The 19227-nt window shown below is 38.9% G+C and carries 12 protein-coding genes; 7 read left to right on the forward strand and 5 right to left on the reverse strand.

Translation table 11 applies throughout. The features are described 5' to 3' along the window. Window positions 1–49: 49 nt before the first annotated feature. The 3 genes from B3317_RS12835 to B3317_RS12845 form a co-directional block, all read right to left on the reverse strand. A complete protein-coding gene (locus B3317_RS12835) occupies window positions 50–1180 on the reverse strand; it encodes an MraY family glycosyltransferase (RefSeq protein ID WP_291112197.1) in 1131 nt (376 codons plus the stop codon). A gap of 47 nt (window positions 1181–1227) precedes the next feature. After that, the gene (locus B3317_RS12840) at window positions 1228–1776 is read right to left on the reverse strand and encodes a UpxY family transcription antiterminator (protein WP_291112201.1); all 549 of its coding nucleotides are present in this window, start codon (window positions 1774–1776) and stop codon (window positions 1228–1230) included. A gap of 1064 nt (window positions 1777–2840) precedes the next feature. Further along, window positions 2841–3251, reverse strand: coding sequence for a Fur family transcriptional regulator (locus B3317_RS12845; RefSeq protein ID WP_291112204.1), 411 nt, complete (start codon window positions 3249–3251; stop codon window positions 2841–2843). Between the two features lie 300 nt (window positions 3252–3551). On the opposite strand from B3317_RS12845, the gene B3317_RS12850 reads away from it, so the two are divergent. From B3317_RS12850 to B3317_RS12880, 7 genes are all read left to right on the forward strand, one after another. After that, the gene (locus B3317_RS12850; protein ID WP_291112208.1) at window positions 3552–4421 is read left to right on the forward strand and encodes a helix-turn-helix domain-containing protein; all 870 of its coding nucleotides are present in this window, start codon (window positions 3552–3554) and stop codon (window positions 4419–4421) included. A gap of 428 nt (window positions 4422–4849) precedes the next feature. Further along, on the forward strand, window positions 4850–5455 hold the full coding sequence (locus tag B3317_RS12855) for a DUF3575 domain-containing protein (protein ID WP_291112211.1): 606 nt from the start codon (window positions 4850–4852) through the stop codon (window positions 5453–5455). A 19-nt stretch (window positions 5456–5474) separates the two neighbouring features. After that, a complete protein-coding gene (locus B3317_RS12860) occupies window positions 5475–6902 on the forward strand; it encodes a DUF3868 domain-containing protein (protein WP_291112214.1) in 1428 nt (475 codons plus the stop codon). An 87-nt stretch (window positions 6903–6989) separates the two neighbouring features. Then, entirely contained in the window at window positions 6990–8108 is a 1119-nt protein-coding gene (locus B3317_RS12865; RefSeq protein ID WP_291112217.1) for a hypothetical protein, read from the forward strand. A gap of 140 nt (window positions 8109–8248) precedes the next feature. Beyond that, a complete protein-coding gene (locus B3317_RS12870; protein ID WP_291112219.1) occupies window positions 8249–9187 on the forward strand; it encodes a FimB/Mfa2 family fimbrial subunit in 939 nt (312 codons plus the stop codon). Between the two features lie 79 nt (window positions 9188–9266). Continuing rightward, window positions 9267–12368, forward strand: a complete 3102-nt coding sequence (locus tag B3317_RS12875; RefSeq protein WP_291112222.1) for a fimbrial protein — start codon at window positions 9267–9269, stop codon at window positions 12366–12368. Between the two features lie 58 nt (window positions 12369–12426). After that, window positions 12427–15312 carry a FimB/Mfa2 family fimbrial subunit gene (locus B3317_RS12880; protein ID WP_291112225.1) on the forward strand — a complete coding sequence of 962 codons (2886 nt, stop codon included), beginning with the start codon at window positions 12427–12429 and terminating at the stop codon, window positions 15310–15312. Window positions 15313–15702: 390 nt separating this feature from the next. Here B3317_RS12880 and B3317_RS12885 read toward each other — a convergent pair whose 3' ends face one another. Together B3317_RS12885 and B3317_RS12890 are read right to left on the reverse strand one after the other, a co-directional pair. Further along, window positions 15703–17301: an ATP-binding cassette domain-containing protein gene (locus tag B3317_RS12885; protein ID WP_291112227.1), complete on the reverse strand. Its 1599-nt coding sequence runs from the start codon at window positions 17299–17301 to the stop codon at window positions 15703–15705. Further along, window positions 17294–18940, reverse strand: coding sequence for an ATP-binding cassette domain-containing protein (locus B3317_RS12890; protein WP_291112230.1), 1647 nt, complete (start codon window positions 18938–18940; stop codon window positions 17294–17296). The genes B3317_RS12885 and B3317_RS12890 overlap by 8 nt, the downstream gene beginning before the upstream one ends. Window positions 18941–19227 lie beyond the last annotated feature (287 nt).

Consider the following 19227-nt stretch of genomic DNA (forward strand, 5'->3'; position numbering starts at 1 on the left):
ATAAATGTTCAACTATTATTTAATGAATATCACTGATATATGATATATTCTAAAAGTCACAGGTTTCGACTGTTTCTGTAAAGTGTTTTTTACGGATTTTCATTGTTATCACCATATGCATGACAGTCCATAATACAATATCAAAAATTAGCAAAAAATTGATATTTACATAAGGAGCTAACAGTATATTACCTGTTCCAAAAAATATAGAGATTAAAAGTATTATTGTCATTGTAGACTTCTGGGATAAGCCTAAATCCAGAAACTTATGATGAATATGGTTCTTATCCGGTTTAAAAGGATTGCGCCGGCAACGGAGCCGATGTATAATCACCCTTATCGCATCGAACATAGGGACGATAAGTAATGAGAATGCTATTACAATAGCATGCGGTATCTGTACTTGTATTATTTCCGGCTCGATGTAGCATAATTTTATCGTAAACACAGAAAGCAACATCGCTATAGTAAGAGAGCCCCCATCTCCCATAAAAATTTTTCGCCCCCTTTTCACGTTCCCAAATACATTATAATAAAAAAACGGGACGAGCATTCCAAATGCGATAAAAGCCTGTATGCAATAGAACCATAAGTGAAGGTACATAAATATGCAACCATAAAAAAGAAATGCAATCATACTCAATCCGGAAGCCAGACCATCAATTCCATCAATGAGATTTATGGCATTGAGAATAAAAATTATGATAAATACAGTAAGAGGTATACCATAATATAATGAAATATCATAAATACCAAGAATACCATATAAATTGTTTATCCATAAACCGGAGGCAATAAAAACAGAAGCGACAAAAACCTGCATGGCAAGCTTTTGCCGATATTGCAAACCGACTAAATCGTCTGCAATGCCGGTAAGGTACAATATTATGGTACAACATAATGTCAATATCCATTCTTTCACAGATTCAATGCCAATAAAAATATCCAGTGTGTCTCTGAAAATAATATAAGCATATAAAAATGAGGCAGATACAAGCATAAACGTTGGAAAGAATGCAACACCGCCCAGCCGGGGAACAATACCTATATGTACCTTCCTTTCATCTATGATATCAAATAGTTTTTTCTTAAGTGCTATAAATCGGATTTGAGGTATAAGAAACCACGATGAAAGCAAACTAATGGTAAAAGGCAAAAAACAATAAATACATAATTCCATATTTTTCTACATTTTTTGAAAGTATCCGGTTAAAATGTACACTTTAATTACTGGCCATCGATCTTTTCTAAAAGAGATGGATGGATATGCGCACTTACAACAGCAATCACGCCATCGATATTAACCATAATCCGCCTGTCACGTTTTATTCTGACGATAGTACCTTCCACCCCTTTAAAAATACCATTTATAACTCTCACCCGGGTACCATTTCTCAATACCGGAGCAATATGTGTTAAATAGAGTGTTTGTTCATTCTGAGTATTAGATATAGCAATAAAATGTTTCATTTGGTCATCAGGAACAATAATTGGCATTTTCCTTGCTTTATCAATTATGTACCGGATTGGAATACTACTCTCTAATTCCCTCTTTAAAATATCGAGAGTAGAACGGTTGGTATGAATGAAAATAAGATTACGGATTGCAGGTAATAGTTCTTTTTTAGTTTTCCCTTTCTTAATGATTTCCGTCAGTTTTAAAGGAACGAAACTTTCTGTTTTTATGGTATCCAAATATGCTTTCAATTTGATTTCTCTACCATAAGTAACTCTAATGGCGAACCATTCGTATGACTCTTTTTTTTTGACTGACATACTTAACAAAATAACATACCTTGGGGACACCCCGATATTGATATTATCGGATCAATTTGATTATGAGTAAATTAAAAATTGAATATATAGCAAATTTGCACTATCCAGTAACAAATTTCCTCTACGTGTATAATAAAAAGATTCCTTTGCTAATTCTTACCCCTTCCCAAAAATAAGGATGTTTAGCCGTTAAAAAATAATCATTTAGTTCATGACTTGAAGCCCTTATACAAATCTAAGAGACATTTTATTATACAAACAATTTTTTGTTAGGTAGATAAGGTTCTTTTATTGAATAGTATCAATAAATACCGCATTTATTTTACAAAAGTAAAAGATTATTCCTTATTTATATACATATTTTATTTAAAAAAAATCATAAAAAGAACATATCCGAATAACGGACTTTTGTCTATTGGGATTCATTATATAATCCGGACAAAAAGATGAGTCAATTTTGTAGATTTTTTGAAGTTTACTATATTACTTCTGTTATCTCTATATCGTTTTTATGAAAATATCCGAGGTACACACCACATATATTCATCAGTCAAATACACCAAGGTTTAAAAGCATTTAATCGATACGTTCGTAATTATGTAGTTATTCTCATATTTATATATATTAATTAAATTGAATCCAAAAATAATACAAGAAAGATTATATACCAACGGTTAATTATCACTGTTTTTTGTCTGGATTGTTTACTATAAGTTTGTAACTGTGCTTTAGGAAGCATTTAAAAGGCTACTATTATGCAAATTAAGATATTATTCCCGGAATTTGTTCTCTTATTTCCGCTCAATTCACGATTACGCAGGACACTTCATTGTTGATCGCAATGTGCTGCTATGGAGTCAGTAAAAAAGTATAATGTTGTAGTTGCTCTAAACAGGATTGTTCCTCCTGAAAATAAGATAAAAGGCTTCCAGTCGATAAATATGTCATTTTTGGGGGTGTAGCCGGCAAATAAACCGAAATCAAAAAGTTATGTCTGCATGGGCAAAATCTATTGAATAAGCGGCATTACAACCATATAAGTATTTTATTACCGGCTACCGGATTTATTTCTTTTGACAATCAGGACAAATACCTTCTAATAGTATTTGAACGGATTCAACTTGATATCCGGAAGGCAAATTTAGACTTCGATCTAATAAAGAAGAATCCAAGCATGTAACTTTGTCACAATAAATGCAATGAAAATGAGGATGTATCTTTGATAAAACCAATTGACTACTCAAAGCATATTTTACCGTAGTGTTATTCAGGACTATGCGATGTATAACTTTCGCCTCCTCTAATGTTTTAAGAGAACGATAGAAAGTTACACGATCAAATAAATCCAAAAATGCATCTTTTATTTCATTCTCTGTTAAAGCTGTATCATCACTCTGCATTAATTTGTCAATAATGCATTTTCGGCATACGGTTTTTTTGAGCTTATGTTCTTTTAATATTTCTTCGGCTGTCATGTTTTTTTTGACTTTCTACAAAAATAATAAAAAGCTTAAGATTATTATCCTCTATAAGTGGATAAATCAATTTGATTTAGAGCAGGATATTCCTATTCCATTATTTAATTATACTGTTTTCATGATAAGCTAACCATATAACAGGAAAATATAAAATATCGATATAAAATTATTCCTTACAAGTGAACATAAAAAAATGCTTATTGGTTGAAAGTTTATTAATAATTATTATTCATATGCCTGAGCTATTTTATTCAATATATCAGGCAAAATCTTAATCAATTTAATATCCTTATACCAATGAAAACTAAAATGCCGGATCTTTCAACTGAAACATACGTCAAAGGTGTTGATGAAGTTTCAGTATCTCTTGATGTATGGAATTTAAAAGAAGATCAGGATTTTGAATTTATAGCCAAAGAGAATAAAATTCTACTTGTAATAAATGGCAGTCTGAAATGCTCTCTACCCGGATATACTGACGAACATCTCTGTTCCGGTCAGATGATATTCATATCTATAGGTACGCGTTGCCTGATAAATACCACAGAAGGTGCATCTGTCATATGCCTGAAACCGGGTTTAATCCTAAGGCATTGCAACCTTTCAGTCCTCAACCAACCTGAATTACCAGAGAATAAGCTGACAATTCTGAAGTTTACCCCGATTATCTCAGCTTATGTCGAATCATTAAAATGGTTCCTTAATATGAACTTCAAGGATCATACTTTATATATCTGTATAAAGACCCGGGAACTTTTTTACCTGATGTCTATCTGCTATACTCATGGAGAAAGGAGTCTCTTCTTTAGGAATTTAGCTTCAAGGGACAAGGATTTTTCCGATTTCATATATCAGAATTACAGAAAGGTAAAATCTGTCAATGAGCTGGCCAGTCTGTCCTGCTATAGCCGTTCTGGTTTTGAAAAACGGTTCCGGAAAACATTTGGAGTGCCGGCATCTCACTGGATCACATTACGCAAGGCTGCAGATATCTACCATGAAATACGCCGGAGCCGGAAAAGTATTAAACAAATCTGTTTCGATCATGGCTTTTCGTCCCTGTCTCATTTTCATAAATTCTGTAAATCAAAATTCGGTTTACCTCCCGGATATATACGCAAACAGACACAAATAGATCAGGATGTGATAAAAAAGGTGAAAAAGTAACTAAAAAAGGAAAAAATGTATGATATTTCTTTATTATCTAAAACCTATTTTTGTAACGCGGAAATCACGAAGACAATATTTTAAGCTTGCTTATACATAGTAATAGAGTAATTCATCTTCATTCATACTAAGACAAAAAAATATTAAAAAAATCATTAATCAGGCAAATTTAGCAGAAAAGAATAAAAATTAGAAAAACATATTCTGCCACGTATAAAAACACATAGCTTGTTAGTAATCAATATACCCCTGAGAGAAGTATAAAGCTTGTGTTAACTCATCCTTTAAGAAAGTGTATATCCGGGAAACCGGAGATATACAAATAATGACTTTAGAATAACATAAGAAGACAATAGTACAGGTAACAAATACTGAAAGTCAAATTGATTTTTTATAAAATCAATAAAATAACTACTCAATAATATCCGATGACCAAAAGAATAATATTTCTCACACTACTTATCTGTGGGACTTTTTTGCAGGGCAATAGCCAAATTGTATCTCAAAAAAACGGATTACCCTCAGGTATGGAAGCAATACCCTTGCTGGGTATCAAATCCAATCTGGTTTATGACCTGACGACAACCATAAATGTGGGGGTTGAATATCGCTTATCGGAATATCTGAGCCTGGATTTATCATTCAACTACAATCCCTGGACATTTTCGAACAACAGAAAGTTCAAGCATATCCTTATACAGCCGGAATTACGCTACTGGATTTACGAACCGTTTAACTCCCATTTTATAGGCACCCACCTCCTTTACAGTCACTACAATGCAGGAAATCTGCCTTTCGGTTCTTTAAAGGACTACCGTTATCAGGGCGATGCTTACGGATTTGGCATATCTTATGGCTATCAGTGGATACTTTCTCCACGCTGGAATTTAGAAGCAACCCTTGGCATAGGCTATGCTTATTTCGATTATACACGCTATGAATGTGAGAAATGCGGACGGGAACTGGGAACGGGAAATAAAAGTTATTTCGGCCCTACCAAAGCTGGTATCTCGCTTATTTACATCCTTAAATAATACTATATCAAACAATATTATGAACCGGACAAAATATTATTCCATTCTGTTTGTAATCTTTTTACAATTTACGCCATTATATAATATCGGTCAAAACATCCATTTGGAAGGCCTTAAAATCAGAGCGATAAACGATAGTTTACAGTTGAGTTACCGGATAGAACCAGACAGGAGTTCCGTTGCCAGCGGACAGGCCATATATCTTAGACCCATATTAATGATGGAAGACAACCGCTATCCTTTACAGTCGGTAATCATTGCAGGAAAAAATAAACAACAGGTACTTCGGCGATGGGCAAACAACTATAAAAGGGAGTTGCCTTCCTATATTATTAATCCTGAATTGCAAAATGATTCTGCACTGTATTTCAATGTACGAATACCCTATCTGCAAAAAGTTGATTCCGCCCGCATGCTTGTAGAGCTGGAGTCTCTACACTACAGGGGTAAACATACACTTACATCTGATGTTACCGTAAGCCCTGTTATTCCAGCAAATCAGGAGACATATACTGTTTCACCCCGGGTTAGCTTTATTACTCCTGAAAAAGAAAATAAACTTCATTGTGTGCAGAAAAATAATTCTGTGTTGTTTAAAATAGGACATTCGGGCATACTTCCCGCATACAGGAACAACCATACAGGGATATCCGAAATGGAAGGGATATTGCGGGATATAATTAACAATAAAAATATTTCTCTGGAATCAATATACATACATGGCTATGCTTCTCCCGAAGGAAGATACGGTGTGAATGAAACTTTAGCCCTGAAAAGAGCATCAACTCTGAAAAATTATATCAAATCTATGTTTAACATTCCGGATAGTATATTGAAAACAGATACAACTCCGGAAGACTGGCCCGGACTGGCTACTCTTATTGAAGCTAAAGACCTGATTAGCAAGAATGAAATCCAGAATATCATATCTATAAAAAGGGATGATGAGCGTGAAGCTGCATTGAAACAACTAGATAAGGGAAAACCATACCGCATAATACAAAAAGAGTTATTTCCCCAACTAAGACGTGTAGAATATAAAATCTGTTATTCCATCAAAGATTATAGTCAGGATAAAATCAGGATACTGGAGAAAAGCAATCCGGAAAATCTATCCCAATCGGAGCTTTACAATCTGGCCGTCAGCTATGGGGAGAACAGTCCCGAATATAAGCGATTGCTGACAGAAACTATTCCTTTTTACTTTCCTGATGACATAGCTGCAATCAACAATGCTGCCGCGGTCATGATTAAAAACGGAGATTTGGATGCCGCACGACACCTTTTAAAAGAAGCTGCCGCAAGTAATCTGCTGTACAATAATATGGGTATAATCTATATGCTGGAAGGTAATCAGGAAGAAGCGATCCGTTGTTTCGACAAAGCCATTTCCTCCGGCAACGAAGAGGCTGTATATAATAAAAGAGAGTTACAGCGTAAAAAATAAATAAGCTTTACGGACATATTTAAAAGCAAATAATTCATTAATAAGTCAAGTCAATCACATTGAATTAATTTAAAAAACCAACAGTGTATGAAAAAAAAATTCAGCTATTTAACATTATCAGTTATAGTCCTCTTATTGGGCTTTAGCAGTTGCTCTAACGGTGAAGATTCAGAATCTGTAGATAACGCGAAACCCAAAAGTGTATTTCTGAAACTCGGCAAGAGCACCGCCACTACTCACTCGGTAAGTAGTCCTGTGGCTAATGGAGCCGACGTAGTCCTTCAGTCGGGAGATTTATATTTCGTAAATGCATCGGGTGCCATATTAAAACATTACACGATAACCTCTTCCACGACAAGCGCAACAAATATTAATATGACTGAAGCCCATAACGGAGCATCAATAACCAACCTGCCCGGAAATACAGAGATGGTCTATGTCATAGGTAATACTTCCGGTCTTCCTACTTCCGGTAATATTTCTGCAGTACAGGAAGTTGTATTGCAAGTGGAATCGCAGGATGATATTGAAGACGTAAACCTATATGGAAGCGGTCTACTTGTAGACCCTGTATCTCCTGCTACAGCCTACACCTGCGAGGTTGATCTTAAACCTACCGTGGCACGTATCGAACTGACCGACATTACTGCTGCCGGTGTTATTACAGACTTTAAAGTAGAGGGTATTTTCGTGGATAATTACTTTTCACAAGCTTTAGTTAATGGAAGTGTGACAAGTACCGATTTCGTTGAAAACGGAGCCGTAGCCGCAGCTTTTGATGATGAAACCAGTGAATATCCGGCCGGGCTGAAACCTGCTATCTATGATTTCTATGATCCGGCACTCTCTGCCTCTACAAATGTTGCTAAACCTGCAGGTACCGGAACGGTATGGGCATATAATTTATTTGCCTCTTCTACCGGTAGCACAGTCCCTCGTATAATCATCCGTCTGAGCGATATTGCAACAAATGATGGATCTACATACGCTGATCCGCAGTTTATCACGGTCAAAGGGTTCAAAGCCGTTTCCGGCGGAGCTTCTTTGACTAGTATTGAATCGGGGAAGATATACAAGATTGCAGCAGGAGCATTGACTTTCAATGAAACCGACCTGTCTCCGATACCAAATTTAAACCTGATCGATATAGAAGTAACAGTTAATCTGGCTACCTGGACAGTAGTAGGTGTAACACCTGAACTATAATTGATACAGCATTCTTCGGGGAAAGCCAGCCATACCTTCCCCGAAGGATCACTTTGCAAATCCGCCAGCACAGTGAGCGGCTGTAAAAACAGTCATATCACAAAGTAATGCGGTTTAGTAAAAATCTAAAGTTTTGATATATGAGATTGTTCCATTTGTTTTTCGCATTGTTTGTCGTCGTGATATTCAGCAAGTGTATCGATGATAGTTCCGGTGAATGTCCGATCGATATCGAAAATAATTTTATACTGAAGTTCCGTTATGTAAGCGATGGCCCCGAAGAACTTTTTATTGAAAAGATAAAAAGAGTGGATGTATTTGTCTTTAAGGAAGACGGACAGTATGTAATGACCCGGAGTGCAGACCTCGCAGCATTAACCTCTTTTGCCGGAATCACCCTGGATCTTGATCCGGGTAGTTACCGGATTGTCTGCTGGGGAAACGCTTCCGAAAAGACATTTATCAGTCCACTAAGTACAAATAGCATGATGAAAGATGCTTTTGTATCTTATACTGCCCTCAGGAACGGAACTGTTGCAACAAATGGCGACACATTATATTATGCTTTGGACCATACTGTATTATCCCCGTCGTTAAAAGCCACAACCGTATCCGAGACTGTGATAGAGCGGATACTGGATTTTCATAATGCATTCGTAAAAGTACAGGTTTATATAAAGGGACTTGTAGATAAAGACCCTCTGGGGAACCTACTTGCACCTGTAATAGAAATGACCGGAGTTACCAGTGGATATAATTTCGAGATGCAGACTTTCGGCAATGCAGTCCGCTATCTTAATACATCCGCATTTGAAAACATATCAGGAGAAAAAATCGCTGCTATAACATTTTACACTCTCCGTTTCAAAGATGACAATCCAATAGAGATCCGGATAAAGAAAAGTTCCGACGGCAGCACTCTTACAACGATTAATCTCAAAGATTTTATGAAAGAGAATAATATAACAGTAGAAGGTATAGAGGAGGCTTTAGTACCTATACTGGTTGAATATAAAGAAGCATCTGTCGAAATAAGTATCCCCGAATGGGGACAAATACCAGTAGACCCGGAATTATAAAAATATCAGGCTGGTGAATTACCCGGTTCCTTTCCGGTCTGTATACATCACAGCGCAAAACACAGAAACAAAATAGAGTATGAAAATCATAAATATGCATACCGGACAAAAAATCATCATTACTTTATGCATTTTATCGGGGGTACTATTAAATTCCTGTCAGGATAATGACGAGGTGCCATCTCCCGGTTCAGAGACAAAAGAAGTGACCTTTTCCGTAAAAGTTCCGGGAGCATCGGCACCTAAAACCAAAACTCTGACAGAAAGTAACGAAAATGAAGTCAGAAGTATCGAAGTCCTGTTATTCGATAACAATGGGGAATATACTTATCAACCGGTGTACAGCAATGTTATCAACACTGATCCTGATGACAGTAATATCAAGACCTTCACTATAAAGGTACCCGAAGGTACATATAATATGGTGATACTCGCTAATACGCGGCAAGCAGTATCAGGAATTGTGAACAGTATCCATGAGGGAGATTCCAAAGCATCGGTACTCGACAAACTGGTTATCACCAACAGTAATAAATGGAATACCGATCCGGCATCCACAGGATATATCCCGATCCCGATGTTTGGCGAGATACCTTCTATTTCCGTAAATGCAGCATTACCTTCCAATACTTCTGTAAACTTGGTTCGTATGGTATCTAAAATCGATGTTGCACTAACTAATACAGATGCCACTAATAATTTCACCTTGGAAAGTATACGGTTGTACAATTATAATAATAAAGGATACATAGCACCTCTTTCGGGTAATTGGGATCAGGCACAAAATGTTGTCACCGGAGCCAGTGTTCCTACCGGATCTATTCTCACACAAGGCCCTTTATTATACGACGGCACGGCTATTACGACAGCGCATACGGCATCATCGGGAGAAATATATACATTTGAGGCAGTCGGGGCTAATCCGTCATTGATGGGAAATGCCACATGTCTGGTGATAGGTGGCACATATACAGGTGACAGTCAACCAACATATTACCGTGTCGATTTTGCCCGCACTTCATCATCGGTTACCACTTACCTACCCCTCCTCAGAAACCACTATTACAAAGTAAACATAACAAAAGTTAGCGGCCGTGGATTACCTACACCTGCCGATGCATTCAGCTCCCGCCCGGTAAATATAGAAGCAAATGTAATTATGTGGGATAATGCAAAAATAGGTGATATCGTCTTCGACGGACAATATATGCTGGGAGTATCACAAAGAGAAATTACCTTCACCCGCGATGCCCGTACTATCGCCAGTACAGATAATACGTTTTGTGTAACAACCGATTATCCTCCGGGATGGAAGATTGAGAAAATAACCGATGCCGCAGGAAATACTATAAGCTGGCTCAATGTGGTATCTACCACAGGAAGTAATGTATCGGCAGGTATTTCCGGCAGTATAACCGATCTCAAACTCAATATGCCCGAAAACACTAGCGGATCAGACCGTACAGCTTTCATTCACCTCAGCGCCGGACGCCTTACCCATACAGTACAGGTACTTCAGAAGACTGAACTGAATTTGAGTTTAATGGTTACCGACCTATCCGGAAAAGCGATTTCCGAGCTGGTATTTGCATCATCTGCTGATGTTCAACCCGCAGCGCAACAGTTCAAACTTAAATGGAATCCTGTTGTGTTCAGTATTACAGCCAGCCGCAGCGATATTTATGACATGGGTTTTTCGTTCGACGGATCATCAGATCAGCCCGGATCGGGAATATTGGCATTAATCAATGATCCTTCAGGTGAAAAAACCTTTACTGTACGTCCTACAGCTATTACTGCGGCTGAGATTGCAGCAAACCCTTTCAAGGAGAAAGTCTCTGTCGTCGATTTCAGAATAGGCGACCCGTACACTTTTTTAACCACAAGTATATTCCTCAGGCAAGTCAGATATAATATCTCGACGGAAAAAGACGTATACTACTTAATGGACGGTACTCAGAAATATTTCACTGTCAAATCCAATACAAACTTCACGGTTGAAGTAAAAAGCAACCCGGATAATGTGGTCCAATCCTTAGTGACCACTTCCGGAGGAGCCAATACAAGCGGAACCAGAGTATATTTCAATATAATCAATGATACATCCAATCCTGCACTTTATTACAGAGACATTGTATTTACGATCAAAAGTCCGCAAGGCCGTTTTGCCGATACAGATATTACATTGCCATGCTATGCCGGCATTATCCAGTCTAAATCGAACTCCTATATTGTGAATCCGGGTGGCACAGGAATACTTATCCCTGTCAGCCGTGCAAACGATTCTGGGATAGGTACTCAACTGGGCGTATCCGAGAGTTTCACAGCCAGACTCCTCTGGACAGACAATTCCAACAGGATAGCGTCCAATTCAAATATAAGCCAGATTCATATTATTGGAACTGGATCATCAGCTTATCTTCTTGTTAAACAGGGAAGTGCGTCAGGAAATGCGGTTGTAGAGATCAAGAACGCATCTAATACAACTCTCTGGTCTTGGCATATATGGGTGACCGATTATACACCAGTAGCTTTAGGTACAGGTAAATTTATGGACCGTAACCTCGGAGCCATAGGCAACACACCGGGTGTGGCTGCAACAAAAGGCTTGTTGTACCAATGGGGACGCAAAGACCCGTTTCCGGGTTCGTCTACGTTGACAGGAACCGATGAACCGACATTATACACTGCCTCAGGGACAATATCTGTTACCAAGACACAAGTAGCTGTCGCAAATAACCTTAGCAATAGCATAGCTAATCCATTTACATTCTATTATTTAGCTACAGACCCTCGCGACTGGTACAGCAATAGTGGAATCAGGAGCGATGCCCTTTGGGGACCTGCATCCAAAACAGTTTACGACCCATGCCCTATAGGCTGGCGTGTACCTCAGCAGGGAATATGGCTCCTCACTAATTTTACAATGGGACAAAATGGCGCCGTATGGGGCAGCAATGGAATGACCTGGACAGGTTATGGAGGATGGTACCCGGCAGCAGGTTATCGCGTAGATTCGAACGGAAATCTGACAAATATTGGCAGTACCGGAATATATTGGACGGCAACAAATTCAGGCACGAGTGCAAATTATCTCAGCTTTACCAATAGCACTGTGGCCGTGCAATACCCAACCTATCGCGCCGGAGGTTTCTCTGTACGATGTGTTGCCGAGCAGTAGCAGTAATCTGAAAAATTGAAATGAAAAGAATTATACAATGCATTATAAGCGATAAAATATGAGAGTAACTATCAAATCAATTATATACCGGACTATGCCCGTTTGGGTTATATTTCTGATCTTCTTTTCTTCCGCTTGCCGCGATACGGAAGATGTACCGGTTGGAAATATCAATGATATGGAAATGCTATTCTCTGTCATAGTTCCTGGTTCATCCGGACTTAAGTCTTCCATGGACGAAGAAGATGAAGACGATGTGCAAAGTATAGAAATTTTATTGTTCGATACAGATGGGAAATATACCTATCAACCTTTGTATAGCAATGTTATAAATACAAACCCGACAGACAGTAAGATCAAGACCTTCACGGTAAAGATTCCGGAAGGAACCTACAATATAGTGATTCTGGCCAATGCCCGTCAAAACCTGGCTAATGCTTTAAGTAGTATCAGTGAAGGGGAAGCGAAATCTTCGGTCTTGGAAAAGTTGTTGCTGGCGAACTCAGGAAAATGGAACACCGACCCTGCATCCACAGGATACGTTCCCATACCGATGTGGGGAGAAATAACATCGCTCACGGTCAATAGCAGCACTCCTGCAAATAATCCGGTCAATCTGGTTCGTATGGTCTCCAAGATAGATGTAGCACTTACTCATACTGATGCCACAAGCAAATTTACACTGGAAAGTATACGTCTTTATAACTATAATGACAAAGGCAGAATTGCTCCTGCTGCATCAAACTGGAATGCATTGCAAAGCAAGGTAACAGCAGCGTCAATCCCGGCTTCAGCACAAAAACCGGCTAATCCGTCACAAAATCCGCTGCTATATGACGGAGTTGCCATCACAACACCGGGAGTTTCGAGTATAGGAGAGATTTATACCTTCGAGGCATCAGCCGGAAGTTCGTCTTCTCTACAAGACAATACCTGTCTGGTTATTGGTGGAACTTACACAGGCGATAGTCAACCGACATATTACAGGATCGATTTTGCCCAGACGTCTTCAGGCACTACCACCTACTTAGCGTTACTACGAAATCACCACTATAAAGTAAATATTTCCGAAATAAGCGGTTCCGGACTGGCTACGCCGACAGATGCCTTCAATTCCCGTCCGGTAAATATAAAAGCGGAAGTTATTGAATGGAACGATGCCCAACTCTCCGATGTTGTCTTTGACGGACAGTATATGCTAGGGGTATCCCAGGGCGAATTTACTTTACCTCGCGATATCCATATAGCTTCCAGCGAAGGCAACAGTCTTGCTGTTACAACAGACAATCCTTCCGGCTGGAATGTTGATAAAATAGTAGATACCGAAGGGAATAACATTAGCTGGCTGGGATTGTTATCCACATCCGGAAGTGTGATTTCATCAGGTGGCTCAGGCGTTACTACGAATGTAAAACTTAGCCTGACTGAAAATATAAGCGGTACAGCCCGTATTGGTTTTATACATCTGAAGGCCGGACGCCTTACTTATATAGTCAAAGTGACACAAAATATCAACGCGGCACTTGCTTTGAGCATAAAGAATGTGGCCGGGACCAACAGTATTAACGAATTGATATTTATTGCACCAATAAATGCACTGCCTACAACCCAGCAATTCAAAATGAAATGGAGTCCGGCAACCTCTTCCGTTACCGCAACTAACTATGTCATAGGCAATGCTGGTCTCTCATTAGACGGGTCTTCAGGATTACCTTCCTCCGGCTTACAATCGGGTATAAGTGATCCTTCCGGCGAAAAAGTCTTCACTGTCCAGCCCACCGCTATTACAGATGCCGAGCTTTTAACAGACCCGTTTCTGGTAAAAGTATCAAAAATAGACTTTACGGTGTCCAATGGGATCAATAATATGACCGAAAGTATCTTCTTGCGGCAATCAGTATACAATCTTGTATTCAGCAACATCAACTCTTCGTACTGGACTAACGGAAATACTTACACCTTTAATGTGAGAAGCAATGCCGACTGGCGGATCAAATCCATCACAGAGAATATAACAACAGGAAGCGGCTCACTTTTGAATCTGCAAACGTCAGATAATTTAAGAGTAGGAACAGTTGGTAGTATCAATACGGGAACAGGCACTCCGGTTAGCTTCAGCGTTGTGAGCAATATCGTAAGTATGGCCGGACAAATAAGTGTTGTTTTTGAAAGCCCCGATTCTCCGAAAAAATTCAATGATGTAACCCTTGTATTGAATATAATCAATGAATATTATCCTAAAGCTCATCAGGGATGGGCCGGAAGCAATATTTATTACGATTCTGCTTCAGGACATTTGACCTTTGATGATGTAGGGGTTACTACTCACAAAACTTATCAGGGAGTGTATTTTCAGGCAGGAAGCTTGTATGGAATTTCACCTGTCGGTGTCTTTTCTTTAGCAACAGTTCTATTTCCTCCTGCAGGCGGGACAACATTAAATATTGCATGGTCTGCGATCCCTTACGCAACCGCCAGTGTAAGTAGCAGCCCTCCTTCTGGAAAAACAAATCTCGACCGCGCATATTTATACGAAATAACGAATGAGGCGACCGGTGTCGGTGACATTTGCCGGTATCTGACGCAAAAAGGCTGGGCACCTCAGGGTAAAAAATGGCGTATGCCTACTTCCAACGAATTTAATGATGTATCCAGTTATACAATTGTTGGACCGTTTGTAAGCTACACCTCTGCAGAACCTTTTGGTATTCAGATTTTTGACCGGGGATATAATAAGTCAGGTATAGGGTCACCATTTTTACCGGCTTCCGGATACCGGGACCCGACTCTGGTGCAAATCGGTACAAATGGGATGTACTGGTCTTCGTCCGCGGATGGGACAGATAGCTATGGTATGACCTTTGCCAATAACAATTTTATAACACCAAATTATAAACTCCTACGCCAACTCGGCTTTTCTGTACGCTGTGTCGTAGATGAGTAACAAACAGGCATGCAATCATATATAAGTTAGGTCGTCGAGATCTATTGCGTAGTTTTGTAGAATTCGTGCTTATGGAATCACGCGGGTTGGGATAATCCGCGGATTCCATTTTTTAGTCAACTCAGATACACGATTAATATAAAAAAACGATCTACATCAACAAAGAATATTGTTCTGAAGGTAAATAATCAATATGCATCTACAAGAGAGACAATTTTTAATTGTTTCTTAATAACTGCCAATTTTCGTGCGGTTGGCCTAATGAAGAAGTATTAAATCATTATTGACGTATTGCCAACTGAAAAATGCGCCATTAATTTCTATTGATTACTTATGTATATTACCCTTTAATAAAAACAGCAGAACTTATTACAGGCAGAAAATATCCTATCAAATCCTTACGACTTTATCTGCCACGCACTCAAAATCCAGCAGATGAGTAGCCATCAGAATAGTAATACCGGGATATTGATCCCTGATATTTCGAAAGATGGCAATTGCGTTTTCAGAGCTTATACCAGCCGTGGGTTCATCCACAACCAACAGTTGAGGTTTTTTAAGCAGTGCTTGTGCCAGCAAGAGCTTTTTCCGTTGTCCGCCACTTAAAGTTTCACCATTTTCACCTAACCAGCTTGCCAAACCATCAGGAAGCGACAAACGCCAACTTGCCAAATCCACCGTATTCAGCACTTGCTCAATAGCTTCGTCTGAATATCCTTCAAAGTTTTCACGCAAGGTTCCGGTTAATAAATAAGCTTTCTGGGTAACGTAAATACATTCCGGTACAGGTAAATGAGATAATTCTGCATCACCATTCCATCTCAACAAGCCACTGCGGCGGTATTCAGGATAGAAAAGGCTGTTCAACAAAGTGGTTTTTCCTTTTCCGGTTTCTCCGAAAAGTGCAATCCACTCCCCCCTTTTTATCTCTAGCGACACTTCTGTTGTATATACCGATGTTTCCGGTATTTTTGCACTCACCTTCTCTAAACTTAAATTTTCGAGTATGGAATTGACTTCCACTGTTGCAACAGGCTGTTCCCCTTGCCTGATAATCGAGTCAATATCTCTTATCTGGTGTGCAACTGAACTTTTTTCCGATTTTCCGGAGAAAAGCATTTCAGCCAATTCGGCCTGTGCCATGATACCGAAGAAAATCCCGATCGCCATTGGGACATCGATACCATAATCGCGTGAACTCCAAAGCAAAAATGCTGCAATATAGCTAAACCCAAGACCGGCAATCAACTGTAGCCAAAATGAATTGGTCTGCAACTGATCTTCCAATTGTTCGAGCCGCAGTAATCTTTGTTCATATTGCCCAATAGCTTTCTCTTCCATGTTATATTTCGAAATTTCAATCCGGCCTCTGAAACTTTGAATAAGGGCCTGATTATTCTCCTCCCGATGCACTTTCAATTCTCCGTAAAGTTTTCTGTTTTTTCGAAAAATTAATTGAGGTATAATAAACAGAAGGATGGCAGATGAAATCAAAAATTCTATAGCTATCACCTGTGAGAATACAATAAGGAAGAAGAAGTAAATGCTCAGTGAAAGAATCAGCGCAGAGAATGGTAATATCCATAAAAGAATATGATTCAATATCTGGTCGATGCCGTGCGTGCTGTTTTCGAGTAAAGTCGAGTTATTATTGAACTGCTTCTTGAAATAGGGAAATTTAGCAACAGACCGGAATATTTTCAGCTGCAGGCTTTGTTGAGCATCTAATGTGGTTTTGTGATTTTCCAACCGTTCGAAATACCTCAGGACTGTGCGTACGAGAGCCATTAAACGGATAATGGCAGACGGGACCAGATAAGAGAATGTAGTACTTGCTGTAACAAACACAACGCTACATATTGCCAAAAACCATCCTGAAATAGCAGGAAGAGCAATAAATGCCACCGTCCAGAGTGATAGCAGGAAAATACCTCTCAACCATCTGCCCGTTAAAGGCTGCAATATGTATTGTATGATAAATTTATTCATAGTTCATCTGTTCCCCCCAATTTAAGTTTATAATTACATCTGCAACAGTGTCAAACATTCTTTCGTGCGATGCGACTATAACCAGTCTATTTTTTGCCAATTCCATTATCTGCGGAAGAATGATTTCGACAGTACCAGTATCCAGGTTAGCCGTAGGTTCATCCAGAATAGCTATCGGCTTCGGATGCAACATCATCCGGGCAAGCGTAACTAATTGTTTTTCACCACCCGAAAGTTGTTTTCCATTATGGCTCAACCCAGTTTGCCAACCCTCTTCTTTTTTAGTCAGGATTTTATCTAAAAACTCTGGGTATTGGCTATATTTATCAGCCTCTTTCTCGAGAAAAACATTGTATCGAAGTGTTCCGTCGAAGATAAAAGGAAATTGGTTCATATACGACGAATTTGCTTTTAACCATTGCTGCGACCACTTATTCTCTCTCCCGTTTACTGAAACCAAGCCATCCAGAGAAGAAAGGCTTCCGGCACAAATCTTCAGGAGGGTAGATTTTCCTGATCCTGAAATACCTTTTACCAATACCAGTCCTTTTGCTGGTAATTTCAAACTGATGTTATGAAGAACTTTTACCGGCGAATCGGGATAAGCAAAGCTAAGACCATTGATTTCAAAAGTATTAAGTGCTTCACCCGTTTCGGTCAAAGGTATATCAATATCCTCATTCAAGATAGGCAACAGTAGCTTTGCCGACGCCAAGGCTTTGTTCCGGTCGTGATAGGCACTCACAAATTTCCTCAAATAAAAGAAAAAATAAGGCGAAAGAGTAAGCAGGAACAATGCAGTACGAAAATCATAACCTTTCCCGTAATTGGGGCCTGTCATAATTCCAAGTAAACTCATTCCCAAATAAATAGCAATAATAGCAATACAGATCGTAACAAAAAGCTCCAGCACTGCCGACGAGAGAATGGCAACACGCATCACGTTGGTAGTTGCTTTGTTTAATTCCTTGCTTTTTTTCGATAGAAACAGGTATTGCGGCTTGAAGTTATCTAAATTAACGATTTCTGCGATAGTCTGAAGGCGATTGTAAAAGACAGCTGAATATTTAAGGAAAAGATTGATGTGTTTTTTATGAAGAGCTTCTGCACCCACACCTATAATAATCATCTGCATAGGAATGACTACCAACGAAACCAAGAGCGCAGTACCAACCCACTTTTCCATCCAAAAGCAAATAACCAAAAGCATGCCGCTGACTATGAGCGAAGCCATCAGATATGGAATAAAAAAAGCATAAAAGGGTTTCAGATCATCGCTTATTCTCGTAACAAACAGAGTGCTCGAGATAGAATCCAGCTTATTGTTGTTTAACAATATCGGGTATAGCCTTTTTTTGATTTTGGAAACAATTATATTTCCTGCTTTATAATTGAATAGCGATGCGTAATGGGCAAAAATATACCTACCCATGAGAAACACTGAGGCATACAGCAGGGCATTGGGTAAAAACTGTCCGTCATTGAGCCACGACGCTGCAAATCCTGACAAGTACCAGCAAAAAATAATAAAACATCCCGCGCTTAAAACAGTAAGTATCGAAGCTGAAATATATGCACTTTTTGCTTCAACAATCTTCTTACCCAGCCACCGGGAAGCATTTTCCTGATTTGAACTCATTGATTGTCTCCGATTTTGATTTCCATCACATGGAAATGAGTGGATATTAAATGAACTAAGTGGTTTTACTCTATTACGAACAAAGATAGTTATTTATTCCAACTATATAATTAATTGGTATTCTATTTACTTATATATTGCCTCGATTTTTCAGCCACGGTAACTTTTTTATATCCAAATATTCGAACACAGTGTAAGCCAGTTCCGATATGTAGCATGCATATAAGATAAAGACTAAAACCCACGAATCCTCCCGACTCATGGGTTTTATAAAAATCTTTACAAAA

It is taken from the genome of Dysgonomonas sp. UBA7710, from assembly GCF_002482385.1.
Classification (GTDB): Bacteria; Bacteroidota; Bacteroidia; order Bacteroidales; family Dysgonomonadaceae; genus Dysgonomonas.

Bases quoted from the DNA above. Each gene is read 5' to 3' on its own strand.
- B3317_RS12880 (WP_291112225.1), top strand. From the start codon at position 12,427: ATGAGAGTAACTATCAAATCAATTATATACCGGACTATGCCCGTTTGG.
- B3317_RS12840 (WP_291112201.1), bottom strand. From the start codon at position 1,776: ATGTCAGTCAAAAAAAAAGAGTCATACGAATGGTTCGCCATTAGAGTT.
- B3317_RS12865 (WP_291112217.1), top strand. From the start codon at position 6,990: ATGAAAAAAAAATTCAGCTATTTAACATTATCAGTTATAGTCCTCTTA.
- B3317_RS12860 (WP_291112214.1), top strand. From the start codon at position 5,475: ATGAACCGGACAAAATATTATTCCATTCTGTTTGTAATCTTTTTACAA.
- B3317_RS12855 (WP_291112211.1), top strand. From the start codon at position 4,850: ATGACCAAAAGAATAATATTTCTCACACTACTTATCTGTGGGACTTTT.
- B3317_RS12890 (WP_291112230.1), bottom strand. From the start codon at position 18,940: ATGAGTTCAAATCAGGAAAATGCTTCCCGGTGGCTGGGTAAGAAGATT.
- B3317_RS12875 (WP_291112222.1), top strand. From the start codon at position 9,267: ATGAAAATCATAAATATGCATACCGGACAAAAAATCATCATTACTTTA.
- B3317_RS12870 (WP_291112219.1), top strand. From the start codon at position 8,249: ATGAGATTGTTCCATTTGTTTTTCGCATTGTTTGTCGTCGTGATATTC.
- B3317_RS12835 (WP_291112197.1), bottom strand. From the start codon at position 1,180: ATGGAATTATGTATTTATTGTTTTTTGCCTTTTACCATTAGTTTGCTT.
- B3317_RS12845 (WP_291112204.1), bottom strand. From the start codon at position 3,251: ATGACAGCCGAAGAAATATTAAAAGAACATAAGCTCAAAAAAACCGTA.
- B3317_RS12850 (WP_291112208.1), top strand. From the start codon at position 3,552: ATGAAAACTAAAATGCCGGATCTTTCAACTGAAACATACGTCAAAGGT.
- B3317_RS12885 (WP_291112227.1), bottom strand. From the start codon at position 17,301: ATGAATAAATTTATCATACAATACATATTGCAGCCTTTAACGGGCAGA.